Raw genomic sequence first — 18,958 nt, 5'->3', positions numbered from 1 at the left:
TATGACCAATTCACACACCACGCTCACCCTCCCCGGCCAGATCGTCCCGACGGGCTGGCTGGCCGAACGGCTGGGCCAGCCGGGCCTGCGCGTCCTCGACGCCTCCTGGTTCATGCCCGGCTCCGACCGCGACCCGGGTGCCGAGTTCCTGGAGCGGCACATCCCCGGCGCCGTGTGCATCGACATCGACGATGTGGCGCAGCCGGACACCCACCCCCTGCCGCACATGGTGCCGGACGAGGCGACCTTCGCGGCCAAGGTCGGGGCGCTCGGAGTCGGCAGCGGCGACACGGTGATCGTCTATGACAGCGCCGGCATGGCCACCGCCGCCGCGCGCGTCTGGTGGATGTTCCGCCTGTTTGGGCATGGCCGTGTCGCCGTGCTGGATGGCGGCCTGCCGAAATGGATCGCCGAAGGCCGGCCTCTGGAATCCGGTCCGGCCGCCCCGACCCCGGCGGCGTTCACGGCGGCGCTGCGACCCGGCCTGCTGCGCCGGGCCGACGAGGTTCTCGCCAACATCAACTCGCGGGTCGATCAGGTGGTGGACGCCCGGGCCGCGAACCGCTACGAGGGCGCCGTCACCGAACCCTGGCCGGGCCGCCGCAGCGGGCGCATCCCCGGCAGCCTCAACCTGCCCTTCAACGAGCTGGTCGACGCGGAGAGCAAGACCCTGCTGCCGCCGGAAGCCATCGCGGAGCGGGCGAAGGGCGCCGGCCTCGATCTGGAGCGTCCCATCGTCGCCTCCTGCGGCAGCGGGGTGACCGCCTGCGTGCTCGCGCTCGGGCTGGCCGCGGCCGGCAAGGAGGATGTGGCCGTCTATGACGGGTCCTGGGCGGAATGGGGCCTGCGCTCCGATCTGCCTCTGGAAACCGGACCGGTGAATCAGTGACCGAAGCGCTGAGCATCCGCCACTACGAGGCGGCGGACCGCGACGACGTGGTGGCGCTGTGGACCGCCTGCAACCTCGTGGTGCCGTGGAACGACCCGGTGGCCGACATCGCGCTCGCCGTGTCGAAGCCGAACGCCACGATCCTGATCGGCCGCGACGGAGACCGTACCGTGGCGTCCGTCATGGTCGGTCATGACGGGCACCGCGGCTGGTTCTACTACTTGGCGGTCGATCCCGCCTGCCGCGGGCACGGGCACGGCCGGGCGATGGTCCGGGCGGCGGAGGGCTGGCTTGTGGAGGCAGGCATGCCCAAGGCGCAACTCATGGTGCGCGCGACGAACCACGCCGTGGTGGCGTTCTATGAGCGGCTGGGCTATGCCACCGGTCCCGTTACCGTGATGCAGAAATGGCTGAAGACCAATTCTCCCTGACGCCGCCTCCCCGGACGTCCCTGTCGCAGTCCCGGATCGTGGCGCCGGTGCCGCCCGGCTGCCTGTCCGTCATCGTCACCTATCTGGAGATGAAGGCCCCACCGGCCCACGCGCCCCTGCCCCGCCCGGCGGGTGACGTGGCGCTGGTGCGGGCCAACCCGCCAACCGCCTCCTACTACCGCTATCTCTACGACACGGTGGGGGAGCCCTGGCTGTGGCACGAGCGGCGGCGGATGCCGATGCCGGAACTTGGGCGCGTCGTCACCGACCCGCGGGTCGAGATCTGGGTCCTCTACGTGAACGGCACGCCCGCCGGCTACGCCGAGATCGACCGGCGGGAGGAGGATACCGATTTGGCCTATTTCGGGCTGATCCCCGATTTCATCGGCCTGAAGCTCGGCCCCTGGCTGCTCGACACGGCGATCCGGCTGGCCTGGCAGGGCGGGACGAAGCGGCTTCTCGTCAACACCTGCACCTTCGACCACCCGAAGGCGCTGCCGCTCTACCAGTCGATGGGGTTCGTGCCCATCCGGCATGTGACCCGCGAGATCCGTGATCCGCGCCTCCTCGGCTGGCTGCCGCGGACCTCGGCCCCGCACATTCCGATCAACGAGTGACGGGCCGCCCCGGCCCGCTCTCCGCCGTTCCGAACGCCAGGACACCGACGCCATGACGAAGGGCATTCTGTTCGCGTTCCTGGCCTTCGCCTTCTTCGCCTGGGGCGATGCGCTGGTGAAGGCGATCGGGCATGGGCTGGACCCCTTCGAGGTCACCTTCTTCGCCTACATCCTGCCGTTGCTGCTCTCCCCGGTCTTCATGACCAAGGGCGACCGGGTCGGCGACCTGCTGCGCTGGAACCGGCCCTGGCTGATGACGGTGCGGCTGGTCTTCGTGGCGGCCTCGACCCCGCTCAGCGTCATGTCGTTCCGAAGCCTTCCCTTTGCGGAAGCCTTTGCGATGATCTTCCTGATGCCCAGCCTGGTGACGCTGCTGTCGATCGTCGTGCTGAAGGAGCCGGTGCGCTGGCGCCGGCGGCTGGCCATCGGAGCGGCCTTCATCGGCGTGCTGATCGTCGCCCGCCCCGGCTTCCGCGAATTGCTGCCCGGCCATTTCGCGGCGCTGGGCTGCGCCTTCAGCTCGGCCGTCGTGGTCATCACCGGGCGGATGATCGGGCATACGGAAAAACGCTTCACCCTGATCGGAACCGTGTTCCTGTCGACTGCCGTCGCGTCTGGCCTGCTGATGATCCCCGGTTTCGAGTGGCCGACGCGCGAGCAGTGGATTCTGACGGTGGGTTTCGCCACCACGACCTTCGCCGCCCAGGCTTTGTTCACCCTGGCCGCCGCCTTCGCCCCGGCCGACCGGGTGGGGGCGGCCCAGTACAGCCAGATCCTATGGGCGCTGGCCATCGGGGCGATCTTCTTCGACGAGTGGCCGGACGTCCTGTCGTTGATCGGCATCGTCATCGTCGTCGGCTCCGGGCTGTTCATCTTCGCCCGCGAGCACGCCCGCCATCCCGATCCTATCCCTGGCCCCATCCCCGAACCGGTTCCCGATTTGGAGCCGGATATCAGCTCAGAATCTCTCCCAGAGCCGCGACCAGAGCCCGGTTTTCGTCCTCCCGCCCGACCGTGATGCGCAGGCAGTCGGCCAGCCCGTAATCCTGGGTGGGCTTCACCAGAATGCCGCGGCGCGCCAGATGGTCCAGCACCGCCTGGACGCCGAGCGACGGGTCGGTCGGGATGCGCGCCAGGATGAAGTTGCAGACGCTGGGATAGACGCGCACGCCGAGCTGCTCCAGCTCGTGGCTCAGCCAGGGCAGCCACGCGCTGTTGTGGGCGAAGGTCGCCTCCTCATGCTCGGTGTCGCCGACGGCGGCCTCCGCCGCGGCCTGGGCAGCGATCCCGACGTTGAAGGGGCCGCGCGTCTGGTTGACTGCCTCGATCACCCCCGCCGGACCGTAGGCCCAGCCGACGCGCAGCCCGGCCAGCCCGTGCAGCTTGGAGAAGGTGCGCACCATCAGCACGTTGTCGGAATTCTCGACGATCGCCGTTCCATCGCTGTAGTTGTCGCGGCGGCAATAGTCGGCGTAGGCCGAATCGAGCACCAGCAGCGTGTGCGACGGCAGGCCGGCGCGCAGCCGCAGGACCAGCTCCGACGGTATGTAGGTGCCGGTGGGGTTGTTCGGGTTGGCGAGGAAGCAGAGCTTGGTCTTCTCGTTCGCCCGGTCGATCATCGCCTCGACATCGACGACCAGATCGCGCTCCGCGGCGATCACCGGCGTCGCCCCGGCGGCGCGGATCGCCTTCATGAAGCCGCGATAGCCGTGCTCGTGGCACAGCACCTCGTCTCCCGGCCCGGCGAAGGCCTGGGTCACGAGGTGGATCATCTCGTCGGAGCCATTGGCGCAGGTGATGTGGCCGGCGTCCAGATCGTAGCGCCGGGCGATGGCGTGGCGCAGGCGATCCTGCGACCAGTCGGGATAGCGGTGGATTTGCGCCGCCATGTGGCGGTAGGCGGTGAGCGCCTTCTTGCCGGGTCCCAGCGGATTGACCGTCAGCGACAGATCGACCCAGGCGGCGCCGTCCTCCGGTGGTCGGGCGGGACGGTAGGGCTTGATCTGGCCAATTCCAGGACGGGGACTCAGCAGCTCCATCAGGCAGGCTCCGTTGTGCATAGCGGCAGACAGCACGAACGGACTGCATTCAACCCGAAACCGGGGCAACCCGCCAGCGTTCCTTGCGGGTTGCGCTGGTTTACCGCGCCGGAACAAGCCGTTCCGGCGCGGTTATGAGCATCAGTGGTTCAGGATCTGGCTGAGGAACAGCTTCGTCCGGTCCGACTGCGGGTGGTTGAAGAACTCGTTGGGCGTGTTCTGCTCAACGATCTCGCCGCGGTCCATGAAGATCACGCGGTCGGCGACCGACTTGGCGAAGCCCATCTCGTGCGTGACGCAGAGCATGGTCATGCCGTCCTCGGCCAGACCGATCATGACGTCCAGAACCTCCTTGACCATCTCGGGGTCCAGCGCGGAGGTCGGCTCGTCGAACAGCATGACCTTCGGGCTCATGCACAGCGAGCGGGCGATCGCCACGCGCTGCTGCTGCCCGCCGGAAAGCTGGCCGGGGTACTTGTGCGCCTGCTCGGCGATGCGCACCCGCTTCAGGTAGCGCATCGCCATCTCTTCCGCCTCGGCCTTCGGCTTCTTGCGGACCCAGATGGGGGCGAGCGTGCAGTTCTCCAGCACGGTCAGGTGCGGGAACAGGTTGAAGTGCTGGAACACCATGCCGACTTCGCGGCGGACCAGCTCGATGTTCTTCAGGTTGCCGGTCAGCTCGATGCCGTCGACGACGATGGAGCCCTTCTGGTGTTCCTCAAGCCGGTTCAGGCAGCGGATCATGGTCGACTTGCCGGAACCCGAGGGGCCGCAGATCACGATCCGCTCCCCCTTGGCGACCGACAGGTCGATGTTCTTCAGGACGTGAAACTCGCCGTACCACTTGTGCACGCCCTGGCACTGGATGATCGCCTCCCCTTTCGGGAAGCTGCGCGCGGCGCCGGCGGTTTGGGCCATGGTCATCTCTTTTCCCCTTCCCTCAGCGACGGTGACCGCGACGCAGGTCGCGTTCGAGCTTTTGGCTGTATTTGGACATCGAGTAGCAGAACACCCAGTAGATCACGCCGATGAACAGGTAGGCCTCGCGGTAGAAGCCGCGCCAGGCCGGATCGGAGAGCGCCGCCTTGGCGGTTCCCAGCAGGTCGTAGAGGCCGATGATGATGACCAGCGACGTGTCCTTGAAGAAGCTGATGAAGGTGTTCACCAGCGGCGGGATGGAGATGGCGAGCGCCTGCGGCAGGATGATCTTGCCCATTGCCTGCCAGTAGTTCAGGCCGAGCGCGTCCGCCGCCTCGTACTGGCCCTTCGGAATGGCCTGGAGACCGCCGCGGATCGCTTCCGCCATGTAGGCGGCGGCGAACATGATGAAGGCGATCTGGGCGCGCAGCAGCTTGTCGAAGTTTACACCGGTCGGCAGGAACAGCGGGAACATCACCGACGCCATGAACAGCAGGCTGATCAGCGGCACGCCGCGGATCAGCTCGATGTAGGTCACCGAGATGACGCGGATGGCCGGAAGCTGCGACCGCCGGCCGAGCGCCAGCAGGACCGACGCCGGGAAGGCCACGGACAGGCCAACCACCGAGAGCATCAGGGTCAGCGGGAGGCCGCCCCACAGCGTGTTCTCGACGTAGGTCAGGCCGAGCACGCCGCCCCACATCAGCACGCCCACCGCGGTCAGGCCGGCGATCCAGACGAGGGCCAGCCAGGGCTTCCAGAAGCGGCGGTCGCAGCTCGCCAGCACCAGCGCGATGATGATCACGATGGTGATCAGCGGCCGCCACTGCTCGTCGTACGGGAAGGTACCGAACATGACGAAGCGCAGCTTCTCGCTGACGAAGGTCCAGCAGGCGCCACCCTCCTGCCGGCACACCTGGGGCGGCGTGCCGAAGCTGTTGGCGCTGAAGATCAGCCAGTCGAGAAGCGGCGGGATCGCCTTGAACAGCAGCCAGGCGATCAGGATGGTCAGGAGCGCGTTGTACCAGGTGTTGAACAGGTTGTTGCGCAGCCACGCCACGGGGCCGACGGTGTTGGACGGCGGACGCTCGTCGGGGATGCTTCCGGTGGGGACGTTGCCGGTATGGACGTTGTCTGTCATGGCCGTCAGCGCTCCACCAGCGCGATGCGCTTGTTGTACCAGTTCATGAAGATCGAGATGCCCAGGCTGATGACCAGATAGGTGCCCATGATCATCGCCACGCCCTCGATCGCCTGACCGGTCTGGTTCAGCGTCGTGTTGGCGATCGACACCAGATCCGGGTAGCCGATGGCGAGCGCCAGGGAGCTGTTCTTGGTCAGGTTCAGATACTGGCTGGTCAGCGGCGGCACGATCACCCGCAGGGCCTGCGGCAGGACGACGAGCCGGAGCGTCTTGCCGCTGTCGATGCCAAGCGCCCTTGCGGCTTCCGTCTGGCCCCAGTTGACCGCCAGGATGCCGCTGCGCACCACCTCGGCGATGAAGGCCGCGGTGTAGACGACCAGGCCGACCAGGATCGCGAAGAACTCCGGAGTGAGGACCACGCCGCCGACGAAGTTGAAGCCCTGCAGCTTCGGTACGTCCAGCGCCGTCGGCGCGCCACCGGCGATGTAGGCGATCAGCGGCAGGCCGATCAGCAGACCCAGGCTCGCCGATCCGATCGGGAAGGGCTGGCCCGTCCGCTCCTGCCGGGCCTTGGCCCAGCGCCGCAGGAAGATCACGCCGATCACCGCGATGGCGAGCGCGAAGCCCATCGTGCCCCACACCGGGTCGGCGGAGGGCACCGGCACGAACAGGCCGCGCTGTGACAGGAACACGCCGGGAATCGGGTTCAGCGCCTGCCGCACCGGTGGCATGCTTTCCGAGACCAGCGCGTACCAGAAGAAGAGCTGGAGCAGCGGCGGAATGTTTCGGACGATCTCCACATAGGTGGAGGCCAGCTTGGCGATCAGCCAATTGCTCGACAGGCGGGCGACGCCGATCAGCGTGCCCAGCACGGTCGCCAGCACGACGCCGATGATCGACACCTTCAGCGTGTTCAGCACGCCGACCAGGAAGGCCCGGCCGTAGCTGTCCCGTGGATGGTAGTCGATCAGGCTCTCACCGATGCCGAAGGAGGCCTCGCGGTCCAGGAATCCGAATCCCGTCGCGATGGACCGCTTCGACAGGTTGTCGAGCGTGTTGTGAATAAGGAACCAGCCGACCGCGATGACGATGCCGACCACCAGAACCTGGTAGAACACGGCACGGACCGTCGGGTCGCTGAGGGAAAATGAAACACCGCCAGGCGCGCTTGGGCGCGCGGTGTCCCGGGTCTCGCTGGCCACGGTTCTCTCCCCTCACCAGCATGGCATAAGGGCGTCGGCCGCCTCCCGAACGTCCGACGCATCTTGCGCCACGTATATCGTCTCCCAAACGGGCTGCGGCACGGGCCTTGATTCTTGTCGCCCTGAAACCGCCCTGCCCGTCGTCAAAAAAGGATGGACCGCGGGCCTCCCTGTGGTCCGCGGTCCCCCTTTCCGTCCTTAGCGGATCGGCATCGCGTACTGCAGACCGCCGTTGGTCCACAGCGCGTTCAGGCCGCGCTCCAGCTTCAGCGGGGTCTTCGTGCCGACGTTGCGCTCGAAGATCTCACCATAGTTGCCCATGGTCTTGATGATGTTGTAGGCCCACTTCTCGTCCAGGCCCAGCGCCTTGCCCATGCCCGGCGAGGTGCCGAGGATGCGCTGGATCTCCGGGTTCTTGCTGTTCACGAACTCGTCGACGTTCTTGGACGTGATGCCCATCTCTTCGGCCTGGATCGTGGCGTAGACGGTCCACTTCACCACATCGAACCACTGGTCGTCACCATGGCGGACGGCGGGGGCCAGCGGCTCTTTGGAGATGATCTCCGGGAGGATGATATGGTCGTCCGGAACCGGGGCCACGCCGGCGCGGGTGCCGGCCAGGCCGGAGGCGTCGGTCGTCAGCACGTCGCAGCGGCCGGCGAAGTAGGCGGCGTTCACCTCGTCGTTCGAACTCGATGACGACCGGGTTGTAAGACATGTTGTTGGTGCGGAAGTAGTCCGCCAGGTTCAGTTCGGTCGTGGTGCCGGCCTGGACACAGACGGTGGCGCCGTTCAGCTCCTTGGCGCTCTTCACGCCGAGCTTCTTGTTCACCATGAAGCCCTGGCCGTCATAATAGGTGACCGGGGCGAAGTTCAGGCCGACCGAGGTGTCGCGGGTCAGCGTGACGGTGGTGTTGCGCGACAGCAGATCGACCTCGCCCGACTGGATGGCGGGGAAGCGTTGCTGGGCCGACAGCGGGGTGAACTTGACCTTGTTGGGGTCGTTGAACAGCGCAACCGCGACCGCGCGGCAGTAATCGACATCGAGACCGGTCCAGTTGCCCGAGCTGTCGGGGTTGCCGAAGCCCGGAAGGCCGGCATTCACGCCGCACTGAACGAAGCCGCGGCCCTTGACGGCGTCCAGCGTCGGACCGGCCTGGGCACCGGTGACGGCGCCGAACACCACGGCCGCGGCAGCAGCGGCGAGGATTCCCGATTTCATATTAAGCTCCACCCTGTTCTTGCGTTTTTACGCTTAGGTTCATGCATTGCGCGCTCCGCATGGCGGACACGCGCGTGTGACAAGAGTGCACCAACAGCATCCGGCTTGTCGAATCATCCTTAAGCCGTGCATTTGGCTTGGTTATCCCTTACAGAGGCTTAGGGAAAAGAATCTTTGGCGGCCGGGTCCATCCTGGAATGTCGGGATACGACCGCCATCACTGTTGTTGCGGGAAGACCCATGAAAGACGCACGAAAAGATACGGTCCTCGGACATGCCGGGCGCAGCCCGCGCGAGAATCACGGAATCGTGAATCCGCCGGTCTACCACTGCTCGACGGTGCTGTTCCCGACGCTGGAGGATCTGGAAGCAGGCGACCAAGCTCCTTTCGACCGCATCAACTATGGGCGCATCGGGACTCCGACCACGCTGGCCTTTGAGCAGGCCATCGCGGAGCTTGAGGGCGCCTATCGCGCGGTCAACACCGGCTCGGGCCTGAACGCCATCGCAACGGCGCTCTTCGCCTTCACCAAGACGGGCGACCATGTCCTGATCACCGACAGCGCCTACGGTCCGACCCGCCGATTCGCCAACGACACGCTGGTCCCCTACGGCGTGGAGGTCGAGTATTTCGATCCCACCATCGGCGCCGGCATCACCGGGTTGCTGAAGCCGAACACCAGCGTGGTGTTCCTCGAATCGCCGGGTTCCCTGACCTTCGAGGTGCAGGACGTCCCGGCCATCGCCGCCGCGGCCAAGACGGTGGGCGCCACAGTGATGATCGACAACACCTGGGCCACCCCCCTCTTCTTCCAGCCATTGCAGCATGGGGTGGACGTGTCGATCCACTCAGCCACCAAATACATCGTCGGCCACGCCGACGCGATGCTGGGCGTGATCTCCTGCGCCAACGAGGCGCAATGGCTGGCCGTGAAAAAGGCCGCCACGCGGACGGGCACCTGCGCCGGCCCGGACGACATCTATCTGGGGCTGCGCGGCCTGCGCACCCTGGCCGTCCGTCTGAAGCAGCATGAGGCAAGCGCGCTCGCCCTGGCCGAGTGGCTGTCGAAGCAACCCGAGGTCACGCGCGTCCTGCATCCGGCCCTCCCGGACTGCCCGGGCCATGAACTGTGGAAGCGCGACATCGGGCGCTCCTCCGGCCTGTTCTCCATCGTCATGAACGCCGTGCCGAAGCCTGCTCTGTCGGCCATGCTGAACTCGCTGGAGCTGTTCGGGATGGGCTACAGCTGGGGCGGGTTCGAGAGCCTGATCCTGCCGGCGCGCCCTGCCGCCGTCCGCACGGCGACCCGCTGGACCGATCCCGGCACCATGCTGCGCCTGCACGCCGGGCTGGAGGACGCGGACGATCTCATCCGCGACCTGGACGGCGCCTTCGCCCGCCTGAGGGCCGCCCTGTAACGGGTGGGTCCCAACGAGCGCACACACACGAGGATTGAACATCATGACGGACGCCACCGCGCCCGGGGCACCCATCGAGCCGTCGTTCGATGACGTGATCGCCGCCATCAGCTTCAACGCCGACGGGCTGGTCCCGGCCATCGCCCAGGCGGAAGGAAGCGGCGAGATCCTGATGATGGCCTGGATGAACCGCGACGCCGTGCTGGAAACGCTGCGCACGGGGCGCGTCTGCTATTGGTCGCGGTCCCGCAAGGGGTTGTGGCGCAAGGGCGAAACCTCCGGCCAGATGCAGCGGCTGAAGGATTTCCGCGTCGATTGCGACGGCGACACCCTGCTGGTGATCGTGGAGCAGGACGGCGTGGCCTGCCACACTGGGCGGCGCAGCTGCTTCTACCGCGCGCTGCGCGATGGAAAACTGGAAATTATTCAGGATGTTGAGACCGATCCTTCGGTTCTCTACGGACACACGCATAAGTAAGACGCTAAACCTTCGCTGCAATGCGAAAAGTGTTTGATCTATGTCAACGTAGCCCGGGGCGGGAAGAGGTAGAAAGCTCTTGTCTCTAACCCTCCCTGTATTCGCCTATGCCGGGGGTTCCAATGGAACCCTCGGCTATTTTTTTATCCAAAGTCAAAGCCGGTCCGGTTGCAGCGGATCGATAAAATTATCGCAGATTGATACAGATCAACGAAGCGGGTCGTCCGAACAGTTAAACAGTCCTTGTCTCTAACCCTCCCTGTATTCACTTAACCGGAGATCCACTGGATCTCCGGTTTTTTCTTTTGCGGGTGGTGGAGATCGGAATTGCGTTACGGGCGGTGCCGCGTGCGGGACCAGCGCATGACCGCTCCGATGACGGACAGCGGAACGACGATCACCGCTCCGATCAGAATATAGGGCAGCGCCCAATGGAACATGTCCGCGGCGAGCCGGGCGATGTCCTGGATGGTGGCCCAACTGTTGGTCAGGATGCTGGCCGGATTGATGTCCAGGAAGGACAGAACCAACCCGACCACGAAGCACAGCAGAAGCGTTCTGACGACCCAACCCACCAAGACATCACCTCGTATTGACGCCGAACGGCGTGGGATTGATCAAGCGCCCCGTGAAACGCCACCGGCACGGAGCGCGTTCTTTGCGGTAGATGGTTATTGTGGCGGCGCATGAGAACGCCTTAGCCCAACCTCGCCCAGGCGCTTTCGGGTTATCCCCATTTTCTGTGGATAACTTTGTGGATGAGTCCTCAAGCCCGTTGGGGTGGCCACAGCTTGCCGTTATGCCCCTAAATTGGGCATGGTCATCGCGAGGCGAAACCATTGGATACATTGCAATTCGTCAGAGTCGCACCGCAACCAAAGGCTTCACGATCCCTTTGCCTACGACAAAAAGGATATGGGGATAACTGTGTTGACCGTTTGGGAGTTGGAAGCCCGTCCGCTGGCGGAAGTCCGCGGACGGCGCACATCGATCGGGACGATCTGGTGTTTCAAAAGAAGGTGGCGACCCCAGCAGGATTCGAACCTGCGACCTATCGCTTAGAAGGCGATTGCTCTATCCAACTGAGCTATGGGGCCCCGGTCCGGATCAGAAGCGCGGACGGTCCATACGGAAGTTGTCGGCATAGTTGCGCGGACGGACGCGGCGCACCGGCGCGTCCTGGACCGTATAGTCCCAGCCCTTGCGCTGGGCGAAGGCAACCGCCTCCTCCGACGTCTCGAAACCGATGCGCACTTGGTTCAGCGTGTCGCCGGAGCTGATCCAGCCCATCAGCGGCTCCGGACGGCGCGGGGTTTCGATCTCGTACTCGAGCAACCAACGATGCGTCTTGGCACGCCCGGACTGAGTGGCCGCTTTGCTCGGCTGGTAGATCCGGACCTTCATGACGCGGCATCTCCTCTGATACGTGCGTGGTGCATCGTTCGAATTTCGTTGGTCGGGGCGCCCGGATTCGAACCGGGGGCCTCCAGTACCCAAAACTGGCGCGCTGACCAGACTGCGCTACGCCCCGACGTCGCGCAGTGGAATACACGAACCCTGCGCGGACGGCAAGACGCTGCCGCATCTATCCCGCAGGGTGGACCTTCCGTATGATGCCGCCCCTTTCGACCGCGTCGGCCACCCCTTCCGTGAACACCTCTTCCCCGCCCCGTCTCGCCGTCTTCGTGTCCGGGCTGGACGACACCCCGGCCGGACGCGCCGCCGTGGCTCTGGCCGATGCCCTGCGGCTGTGGGGGTATGGGATTGACGTCATGGCCCCCATGGGAGGTGGACCGTTGCGGGCGGCGCTGCACCCCGGCATCGGCCAGATCGACCTTGCCAAGCGCCACACCGGCACTTCCGTCCTCGCTCTCGCGCGGATCGTCGCGGAGCGGCGGCCGGCCGGGCTCATCGGGGTGGGAGGGGATGCCGGACTCGTCACCCTTGGCGCCGTCCGGCTGGCGCGGCGGGGCACGCCCGCGGCGGTGCTGGAGGACCAGCCGCCGTCCGACGGCGGGGTGCGGCGCACCTTGCGGGCGTGGCTGCATCCGCGTGCCTGCATCGTGGTGAGCGGCGGCACCACACCCCCCGACGAGGCCGCCCGGCTCGTCCTGGCTGCCTTCGGGCTGCCCGACGAGGTCCGTTAAAGCGGATTGCAATCCGCTTTGGACCGCGACTGCGGTCCCGGTCGCACATGCGACCGGAGCCCGCCGGCGAATGAGGCGATAAGAGTCTAAAGCGAACGGAAGTTCGCTTTAGCGCCGCGGCGCCCTCACTTCGCGGTGCCGAAGGTCGAATGCACCACGCGGTCGCCCGGACGGATGCCCAGACGGGCGCTCATGCCGCCGTTGATCTCCAGGATGCCTTTCACCGAACCGGCGGAGTTCACCGCGTCCAGCGACTGCGGCACGGCGTTGGCGTGGATGTTCACGATGCGGCCGTCCGTCCCGATGAAGATCATGTCGAGCGGGATCAGCGTGTTCTTCATCCAGAAGCTGGCCGGCTGCGGCCGGTCGTAGATGAACAGCATGCCGGAGTCGGCGGCCATCTTCTCACGGAACATCAGCCCCTGCGCCTGCTGCGCCGGGGTTTCCGCCAGTTCCACGTCGAAGCGGTACTTGCCGCCGCCCGCCGTCTCGACGGTCAGGGAGGAGCGCGCGAAGCTCTCCAGCGCCGTCGCCGGCAGGGCCGACAGCAGAATCGCGGCCCCCATCAGAAGCCCACCCAAGAGGCCACGCACAGCCCGTCCGATCATCGCGACCAACCCATTCCTTGACGTTCAGAGCTTGGACGATGCCGCCGTGATGTGCGGCTGTCCAGCGGCCTCTTCGACGGCGTTACGCCGCCGTCCGGTCGGTGGCGGTGGTGTAGATGTCCTTGGTCAATGGCTTGACCTGCTTGATCTGATAGCCGGGTCGGGCGCTGAAGCGGCGGATGGCGCGCTCCCCGGCCTCCCGGTCGCTCTCGGCCCAGACGAGATAGTCGCGCCCGCGCGCCCATTCGACGGCCAGCGGGTGCAGGGCGTCGATCTCGCCGATCTGTGTGTTGACGACCGTCACCAGCCACTCCTTGTCGTTGGGGTTGCGCCGGTCGGTCAGGATCAGGAGCTGGGGCCGCTGCTTGGTCTGCGCCTCGGACAGGCGCCGCTGGATGTCCGACTGTTTGCGGCGCGCCTCGACCGTGTCGGCCATGCACTCGTCGATCTCCGTGACGAGGTTCTCCTCCTCGCGCTGGAGCCGGCGGATCGTCGCTTCCAGCTTGCTGGTGGAGTCCTTGGCGGCGCGCATCCGGCTGCGGCTCTGCGCCACCTGAGCATCGACCGCCAGCAGCACGTTGCCCAGCCACGCCCCGATGGCGATGATCCCCAGGATGATGAGGAAGTTGATCATCATGACGCGGGTGCCCTGATCCGGCCGGGGTTTGGGCGGCCCTGAGTTCTTCTGGAACGTCTTGGTGAAGCCCATCTTGAAGGGGAACGCCACCTCGACGAGCTGCTTGGCCTCCTCCGCGTTGGACGCCCAGACCTCCGCCACGTTGGCGCAGCGCCAGATCGGGTTGACCTGGGACTTGTCCCCGCCGGAGGACGCCTTCTCTTGGGCGAGGTTCACCAGGAACTTCGACAGACCAGCCTTGGGATCGCCCACCTCATGCACGAACACGGGCGGCTGGAGCGCGATCTCCGCGATCGCCCGCTCCATCTTGCGGTTTTCGGTTTCCGCGCGGTGCTTCTCGGCGGACACCTGATTGCGCCGCTGCACCTTGACGTTCACCCGGTCCTGAAGCTCGTGGATTTCCGAATGCAGGACGTAAATGCGGCTCTCAAGCTGGCCGATTCCTGCGGATCGATGGAGAAAATCGGGCAGGAAACGCTTCAGCATCATGGCGACCGGAACGGCGGCCAACATCATTGCGGCGATGGTCAGCAGGAGCAAGGTGGTGTTGGACATCGGCGGCCTGCCCCCTCTCCTTCTCTCCAGCTCCCGGTCCCCAGCATGACGTGGCTGGTTGGATCGGCCTGCGGACAGCGCGAGTTCGCGCGAATCAGCGCTGGCCGATTCGTCCCAATACGTCAACTGCGTGACATATGCGAATAAAAAACTTTCCAAAGATTATCCAGTGCGGACCATCTTCGCGATTGCCGCAGCGACAACGCGACGCACCTCGTCGCGCAGCGGGCCGGGACGTGGCGCGTCGGCGAGCGTGGTGAACCAATGCTCCGGCGGGTTGCGCCCGGCGGCGCGCGACCAGGACAGCGACCGCAGAACGCCTTCCGCCTCGGGCGTCGGCGGCACCGCCGGGTCGATGCCGTTCAGCACCGCCCAGATTCCTGCCCAGCAGCGCCCGACAGACCAGGGATTGTAGCCCCCGCCCCCAACCACCATCAGGCGCGGTGCCAGCCCCATCAGAGCGCGCACCGCCCGCCACAGCGCACCGTTCGACAGTTCCAGCCGGCTCAGCGGGTCCTCGGCCAGCGCGTCGGAGCCGGTCTGGATGACCAGCGCCTGGGGGCGGAACGCTTGCCCCAGCGGCAGGATCACCGTCTCCAGAAGGTAATCCATCTCCGTGTCGTTGAACGCCGGCGGGACCGGCAGGTTGACGGCCATGGCGCCGGGGCGATCCTCCGCCTTGCCGGTGAAGGGCCAGCGCCCGTCCTCGTGGACCGACAGGGTCAGCACGCGGTCGTCGTCGGCGAAGGCATCCTCCACCCCGTCGCCGTGGTGGGCGTCGAGATCCACGTAGAGCACCCGGTCGATCCCGGAATCGAGCAGGGCCAGGATGCCCAGCACTGGAGCGTTGAGGTAGCAGAAGCCGCTGGCCCGCCCCGGACGGGCGTGGTGGGTGCCGCTGGCCGGGCTGTAGACGATGCCGGCCGGCTGCTCCGCCAGCAGGCGCCCGGCCAGGATGGCCGCACCGGTGCTGATGGCGGGGCGGCGGTACATTTCGGGAAAGACGGGATTTTCCAGCCGGCCGAGGTTGTAGCGCTCCCCGGTTTCGGCATCCACCCGCTGGTCCGCCTCCGCGCGGTGGAGGGCGGCGATGTAGTCCGGGCTGTGGAAGCGGCCCAGTTCCTCCGGCGTCGCCAGCGGGCTGTCGCGGTAGACCGCGTCGGGCAGCCAGCCCATGGCGCGGCTGAGGTCGATGGCGGTGGACACCCGCGGGATGGCCAGCGGGTGCTTCGCGCCGTAGCTGGAGCCCCGGTAGATCTCGCTGCCGAGAAACAGCGGGATGGCGGGAAACGCTGGCGGAAGTTCGTTCGGAAAATCGGTCGGCATGGGGTGGAGAGGTGGAGCGGCGACGCCCGTCCGTCAACGTCTCGTGCACAGGGCCCCTTGTCGTGGCCGCGCAGCGATCTCTTTTCTTGAGGGGTATGGGCGAAAACATCCGCGGGGGAGGCACGGCATGGACGGTGCGTGGCGTCTGGCGGGGGTGGCCGTTGCGATTCTTGTGGCCGGCGGAGCGGGAGCGCCGGCTCTGGCCGACACGCCGGTCGATCTGGAACTGGTGCTGGCCGTGGACGTGTCCGGCAGCGTTGACGCCGAGGAAGGCCGTCTCCAGCGCGAGGGCTACGTCGCCGCCCTCACCGACCCCAAGATACAAGCGGCGATCCGCGGCGGTCCCTTCGGGCGCATCGCCGTCACCTACGTCGAATGGGCCGGCGACAGCTTCCAGCGCATCACTGTGCCCTGGACCCTGCTGAGCGACCACGGCAGCGTCGAAGCCTTCGCCTCCTCCATCGCCGAATCGCCCACCCTCAGCGCGCAGTGGACCTCGATCAGCGCGGCCATCGACTTCAGCGCCCGCCTGTTCAACGACAACGGATTCGAAGGGACGCGGCGGGTCATCGACGTGTCGGGCGACGGTGTCAACAACCGCGGCCGTCCCGTGCAATGGGCGCGCGACGAGGCGGTCGCCGCCGGGATCACCATCAACGGCCTGCCGATCCTCAACGACCGGCCCAATCCCTGGGGCGGGGCGGCACCGACGAACCTCGACGGCTATTACGAGGAGCATGTGATCGGCGGACCCGGCGCCTTCCTGGTGCCCGCGGTCAGCTTCGAAGCCTTCGCCGACGCCATCCTGAGCAAGCTGCTTCTGGAAATCTCCGGCCTCACCCCAGATCCCGGCGCGGGCGCACGCACCGGCCTCGCCAGCCGTTAGCCGGATCGTTGCCAGATTGGCTCAACAAACATTACCTATGGAGGGCCGGTCATCCGGTTCGAAACCTGCGAGCGAGACCATGCCGATCAAGACGATCCTGCTGCACATGTCGAACGACGACCGCCATTCCCAGCGGCTGGAGGCCGCTGTCGGTCTGGCCAGGCGCTTTTCCGCCTTTGTCGAGGTGCTGTTCGTCGCCACGCCGGTGTCCATGCCCGCCGCCGTGACCGGCCGCGCCGCGTCCTACGCCTACATCGCGGAGGCCACGGCCATCGCCCACGAGAAGGCCGAACAGATCGAGCAGGAGGTTCGGCAGGCGCTGAAGGACTGCTCCTACTCCTGGACGATTGAGGAAGGCGACCATGTGGAGCTGTTGGCCGCCCGCGCCGTCTACGCCGATCTCGCCGTGGTGACGCAGAGCCACGACGACGAGCGCGGCGACCGGGTGATGCTCCAGGTACCCGACCGGCTGCCGCTGACCAGCCCCTGCCCCACGCTGGTCCTGCCCTATGCCAAGCCGTCCGCGGCGGCCATCGGGCGCCATGTGGTGGTGGCCTGGAAGAACACGCGGGAGGCCGGACGCGCCGTGCGCAACGCCCTGCCCTTCCTGAAGGAGGCGGAGAGGGTCACCGTGGTCACCATCGACCCGCCGGGCCATGCGCTGGACAGCGGGCGCGATCTGATGATCTGGCTGGAGCGCCACGGCGTGCGCAGTCAGCATCAGGCCAACATCTTCCAGGGCGGCGATGTGGGCGACGTCCTGGTCAGCGCTTGCCGCGAGTTGGGCGGCGATCTCCTGGTGATGGGGTCCTATGGCCATTCCCGCCTGCGGGAGATGGTGCTGGGCGGCGCCACCCGAACGGTTCTGGCGAAGCTGGAAGTGCCGGTGCTGATGTCGCACTGACAGGGAAACGCCGGGCGGCGACGGGCCGCCCGGCAGATTGGACCTGGAGCTAGAGGAAGAACACCCAGGTCACCAAGACGAACAGCGGCACCAGGATGCCGCAAGACCACAGCATGTAGCCGAAGAAGCTCGGCATCGCCACGCCGCGCTCCTCCGCGATGGCCTTGACCATGAAGTTCGGCGCGTTGCCGATGTAGGTGTTGGCCCCCATGAACACCGCGCCCGCCGAAATGGCCGCCAGCGTCACCGCCAGATCGCCCATCAGCACCTGCGCGTCGCCGCCCGCGGTGTTGAAGAAGATCAGGTAGGTCGGCGCGTTGTCGAGGAAGCTCGACAGGATGCCCGCCGCCCAGAAATAGGCCGCGGGGACCGGCTGGCCGTCCTGGTTCACCGCCGCGATGATGGCGCCCAGCGCGCCGTCCGTGCCCGCCCGCAGAATGGCGATGGCCGGGATGATGGTCAGGAAGATCGCGGCGAACAGCTTCGCCACCTCCAGGATCGGCCCCCAGGTGAAGGCGTTCAGGCGGCGGCTGTGCGCGCTGGTCAGCTTCAGCGACAGGCCGGTGATGCCGATAAGCAGCAGATTGCTGACGATCGTCTCCAGCGGCACCTGGATGTGGTAGATCTCCACCCCCACCCCCGGATGCCAGACGCCGCTGAGCAGCACCGCACCGACGATGGCGACGAGCAGGAGCAGGTTGACCGCTCCCTCGATCCGCACCGGCTCCCGCTCATGCACGCCCTCGATCAGCGGGTGCTTTCCGGGGTCCTTGGTGTGCAGGTAGAGGTCCACCACGAAGTAGATCGCCAGCAGGCAGCCCGACACCAGAACCATCGGCCAGAACAGATGGATGGTCGGCCAGAAGAAGCTGACCCCCTTCAGGAAGCCCAGGAACAGCGGCGGATCGCCCAGCGGTGTCAGGGAACCGCCGACGTTCGACACCAGGAAGATGAAGAAGACGACGGTGTGCACCTTGTGTCGCCGGTGCTCGTTGGCGCGGATCAGCGGGCGGATCAGCAGCATCGAGGCGCCGGTGGTTCCCATCAGGCTCGCCAGCAGCGTGCCCAGCCCCAGCCCCAGCGTGTTCGCCAGCGGCGTCCCCACCAGCGTCCCAGCGATCCGCACGCCGCCCGCCACCGTGAACAGGGCGGTCAGCAGCACGATGAAGGGGATATATTCGAGAAACAGCGTGTGCAGCAGCTCGTAGGTGGCGAGCCCCGCCCCGAAGGTCAGCGCGAAGGGCAGCAGAAAGGCAATGGCCCATCCCGCGGCGACTTTGCCGAAATGATGGTGCCAGAAGGATGGCGCCAGCAGCGGCATCAGGGCGATGGACAGCAGAATCCCGACGAAGGGAATCACCCAGAAGACGTTCAGGTCGCGCCCGTCGAGATGCGGGGCGCCCGCTGCCTCCGCCGCCAGGGCCAGCCCCGGCAGTCCGGCGGCGGCGAGGCCGGCAAGGGCGGCCAGGGAACGGGTGAGATGTCGGTTCGGTCGGGCGTCGGTCATCATACGCATTCGGCTGTAATATCAGTTGC

Annotated in this window: 19 protein-coding genes, 2 tRNA genes and 1 pseudogene; 9 read left to right on the top strand and 13 right to left on the bottom strand. The window is 66.5% G+C overall.

Annotated elements, in window-relative coordinates:
* The first annotated feature begins 1 nt into the window (after window position 1).
* The 4 genes from sseA to ACWPN7_RS25435 are packed head-to-tail and all read left to right on the top strand — an operon-like array spanning window position 2 to window position 2,955.
* Window positions 2–889, top strand: coding sequence for a 3-mercaptopyruvate sulfurtransferase (sseA, locus tag ACWPN7_RS25450; protein WP_492273483.1), 888 nt, complete (start codon window positions 2–4; stop codon window positions 887–889).
* Window positions 886–1,320, top strand: coding sequence for a GNAT family acetyltransferase (locus ACWPN7_RS25445; RefSeq protein ID WP_492273482.1), 435 nt, complete (start codon window positions 886–888; stop codon window positions 1,318–1,320). The genes sseA and ACWPN7_RS25445 overlap by 4 nt, the downstream gene beginning before the upstream one ends.
* Window positions 1,296–1,937: a GNAT family N-acetyltransferase gene (locus ACWPN7_RS25440; protein ID WP_492273481.1), complete on the top strand. Its 642-nt coding sequence runs from the start codon at window positions 1,296–1,298 to the stop codon at window positions 1,935–1,937. Before ACWPN7_RS25445 ends, ACWPN7_RS25440 begins: the two co-directional genes overlap by 25 nt.
* A 52-nt stretch (window positions 1,938–1,989) precedes the next feature.
* Complete coding sequence (locus tag ACWPN7_RS25435; protein ID WP_459196593.1) at window positions 1,990–2,955, top strand: DMT family transporter; 966 nt, start codon at window positions 1,990–1,992, stop codon at window positions 2,953–2,955.
* On the opposite strand, the gene ACWPN7_RS25430 is transcribed toward ACWPN7_RS25435, so the two are convergent.
* The 5 genes and pseudogenes from ACWPN7_RS25430 to ACWPN7_RS25410 form a co-directional block, all read right to left on the bottom strand.
* Window positions 2,891–3,976 carry a pyridoxal phosphate-dependent aminotransferase gene (locus ACWPN7_RS25430; protein ID WP_149648727.1) on the bottom strand — a complete coding sequence of 362 codons (1,086 nt, stop codon included), beginning with the start codon at window positions 3,974–3,976 and terminating at the stop codon, window positions 2,891–2,893. The two genes, ACWPN7_RS25435 and ACWPN7_RS25430, sit on opposite strands and share 65 nt — an antisense overlap.
* 141 nt (window positions 3,977–4,117) lie before the next feature.
* Entirely contained in the window at window positions 4,118–4,894 is a 777-nt protein-coding gene (locus tag ACWPN7_RS25425) for an amino acid ABC transporter ATP-binding protein (protein ID WP_038530854.1), read from the bottom strand.
* Between the two features lie 22 nt (window positions 4,895–4,916).
* On the bottom strand, window positions 4,917–6,035 hold the full coding sequence (locus ACWPN7_RS25420) for an amino acid ABC transporter permease (protein WP_038527795.1): 1,119 nt from the start codon (window positions 6,033–6,035) through the stop codon (window positions 4,917–4,919).
* A gap of 5 nt (window positions 6,036–6,040) precedes the next feature.
* The gene (locus ACWPN7_RS25415; RefSeq protein WP_145686250.1) at window positions 6,041–7,240 is read right to left on the bottom strand and encodes an amino acid ABC transporter permease; all 1,200 of its coding nucleotides are present in this window, start codon (window positions 7,238–7,240) and stop codon (window positions 6,041–6,043) included.
* A 198-nt stretch (window positions 7,241–7,438) separates the two neighbouring features.
* Window positions 7,439–8,462: pseudogene (locus tag ACWPN7_RS25410) on the bottom strand (amino acid ABC transporter substrate-binding protein).
* A gap of 240 nt (window positions 8,463–8,702) precedes the next feature.
* On the opposite strand from ACWPN7_RS25410, the gene metC reads away from it, so the two are divergent.
* Together metC and hisI are read left to right on the top strand one after the other, a co-directional pair.
* Entirely contained in the window at window positions 8,703–9,881 is a 1,179-nt protein-coding gene (gene metC, locus ACWPN7_RS25405) for a cystathionine beta-lyase (protein ID WP_038527791.1), read from the top strand.
* A gap of 43 nt (window positions 9,882–9,924) precedes the next feature.
* The gene (gene hisI, locus ACWPN7_RS25400; RefSeq protein ID WP_038527789.1) at window positions 9,925–10,359 is read left to right on the top strand and encodes a phosphoribosyl-AMP cyclohydrolase; all 435 of its coding nucleotides are present in this window, start codon (window positions 9,925–9,927) and stop codon (window positions 10,357–10,359) included.
* 332 nt (window positions 10,360–10,691) lie between these two features.
* Here the strand turns inward: hisI and ACWPN7_RS25395 are convergent, their stop codons facing one another.
* The 4 genes from ACWPN7_RS25395 to ACWPN7_RS25380 form a co-directional block, all read right to left on the bottom strand.
* Window positions 10,692–10,934: a DUF6460 domain-containing protein gene (locus tag ACWPN7_RS25395; RefSeq protein WP_247881637.1), complete on the bottom strand. Its 243-nt coding sequence runs from the start codon at window positions 10,932–10,934 to the stop codon at window positions 10,692–10,694.
* Window positions 10,935–11,379: 445 nt separating this feature from the next.
* A tRNA-Arg gene (locus ACWPN7_RS25390) sits at window positions 11,380–11,456 on the bottom strand.
* A gap of 10 nt (window positions 11,457–11,466) precedes the next feature.
* Window positions 11,467–11,763, bottom strand: a complete 297-nt coding sequence (locus ACWPN7_RS25385; protein WP_014240426.1) for an ETC complex I subunit — start codon at window positions 11,761–11,763, stop codon at window positions 11,467–11,469.
* Window positions 11,764–11,812: 49 nt separating this feature from the next.
* A tRNA-Pro gene (locus ACWPN7_RS25380) sits at window positions 11,813–11,890 on the bottom strand.
* A 118-nt stretch (window positions 11,891–12,008) separates the two neighbouring features.
* Here ACWPN7_RS25380 and ACWPN7_RS25375 point away from each other — a divergent pair.
* The gene (locus ACWPN7_RS25375) at window positions 12,009–12,506 is read left to right on the top strand and encodes a hypothetical protein (protein WP_456522104.1); all 498 of its coding nucleotides are present in this window, start codon (window positions 12,009–12,011) and stop codon (window positions 12,504–12,506) included.
* Between the two features lie 125 nt (window positions 12,507–12,631).
* On the opposite strand, the gene ACWPN7_RS25370 is transcribed toward ACWPN7_RS25375, so the two are convergent.
* From ACWPN7_RS25370 to ACWPN7_RS25360, 3 genes are all read right to left on the bottom strand, one after another.
* Window positions 12,632–13,072: a DUF192 domain-containing protein gene (locus tag ACWPN7_RS25370; RefSeq protein ID WP_247891394.1), complete on the bottom strand. Its 441-nt coding sequence runs from the start codon at window positions 13,070–13,072 to the stop codon at window positions 12,632–12,634.
* A 124-nt stretch (window positions 13,073–13,196) separates the two neighbouring features.
* Window positions 13,197–14,306 carry a hypothetical protein gene (locus ACWPN7_RS25365; RefSeq protein ID WP_492273480.1) on the bottom strand — a complete coding sequence of 370 codons (1,110 nt, stop codon included), beginning with the start codon at window positions 14,304–14,306 and terminating at the stop codon, window positions 13,197–13,199.
* A 162-nt stretch (window positions 14,307–14,468) separates the two neighbouring features.
* Window positions 14,469–15,632, bottom strand: a complete 1,164-nt coding sequence (locus ACWPN7_RS25360; RefSeq protein WP_201042488.1) for an acetoin utilization protein AcuC — start codon at window positions 15,630–15,632, stop codon at window positions 14,469–14,471.
* A gap of 127 nt (window positions 15,633–15,759) precedes the next feature.
* Between ACWPN7_RS25360 and ACWPN7_RS25355 the strand changes: the two genes are divergently transcribed.
* Window positions 15,760–16,518, top strand: a complete 759-nt coding sequence (locus ACWPN7_RS25355) for a DUF1194 domain-containing protein (protein WP_103039029.1) — start codon at window positions 15,760–15,762, stop codon at window positions 16,516–16,518.
* A gap of 79 nt (window positions 16,519–16,597) precedes the next feature.
* Window positions 16,598–17,422, top strand: coding sequence for a universal stress protein (locus ACWPN7_RS25350; RefSeq protein WP_200474481.1), 825 nt, complete (start codon window positions 16,598–16,600; stop codon window positions 17,420–17,422).
* Window positions 17,423–17,471: 49 nt separating this feature from the next.
* Here the strand turns inward: ACWPN7_RS25350 and ACWPN7_RS25345 are convergent, their stop codons facing one another.
* Window positions 17,472–18,929, bottom strand: coding sequence for a sodium:proton antiporter (locus ACWPN7_RS25345; protein ID WP_459196591.1), 1,458 nt, complete (start codon window positions 18,927–18,929; stop codon window positions 17,472–17,474).
* Window positions 18,930–18,958: the final 29 nt, after the last annotated feature.

The sequence above is a fragment of the Azospirillum sp. UENF 312511 genome (assembly GCF_058780635.1).
Note: the sequence above shows the minus strand (reverse complement) of the source record. Positions and strands in the feature narration are given on the sequence as shown.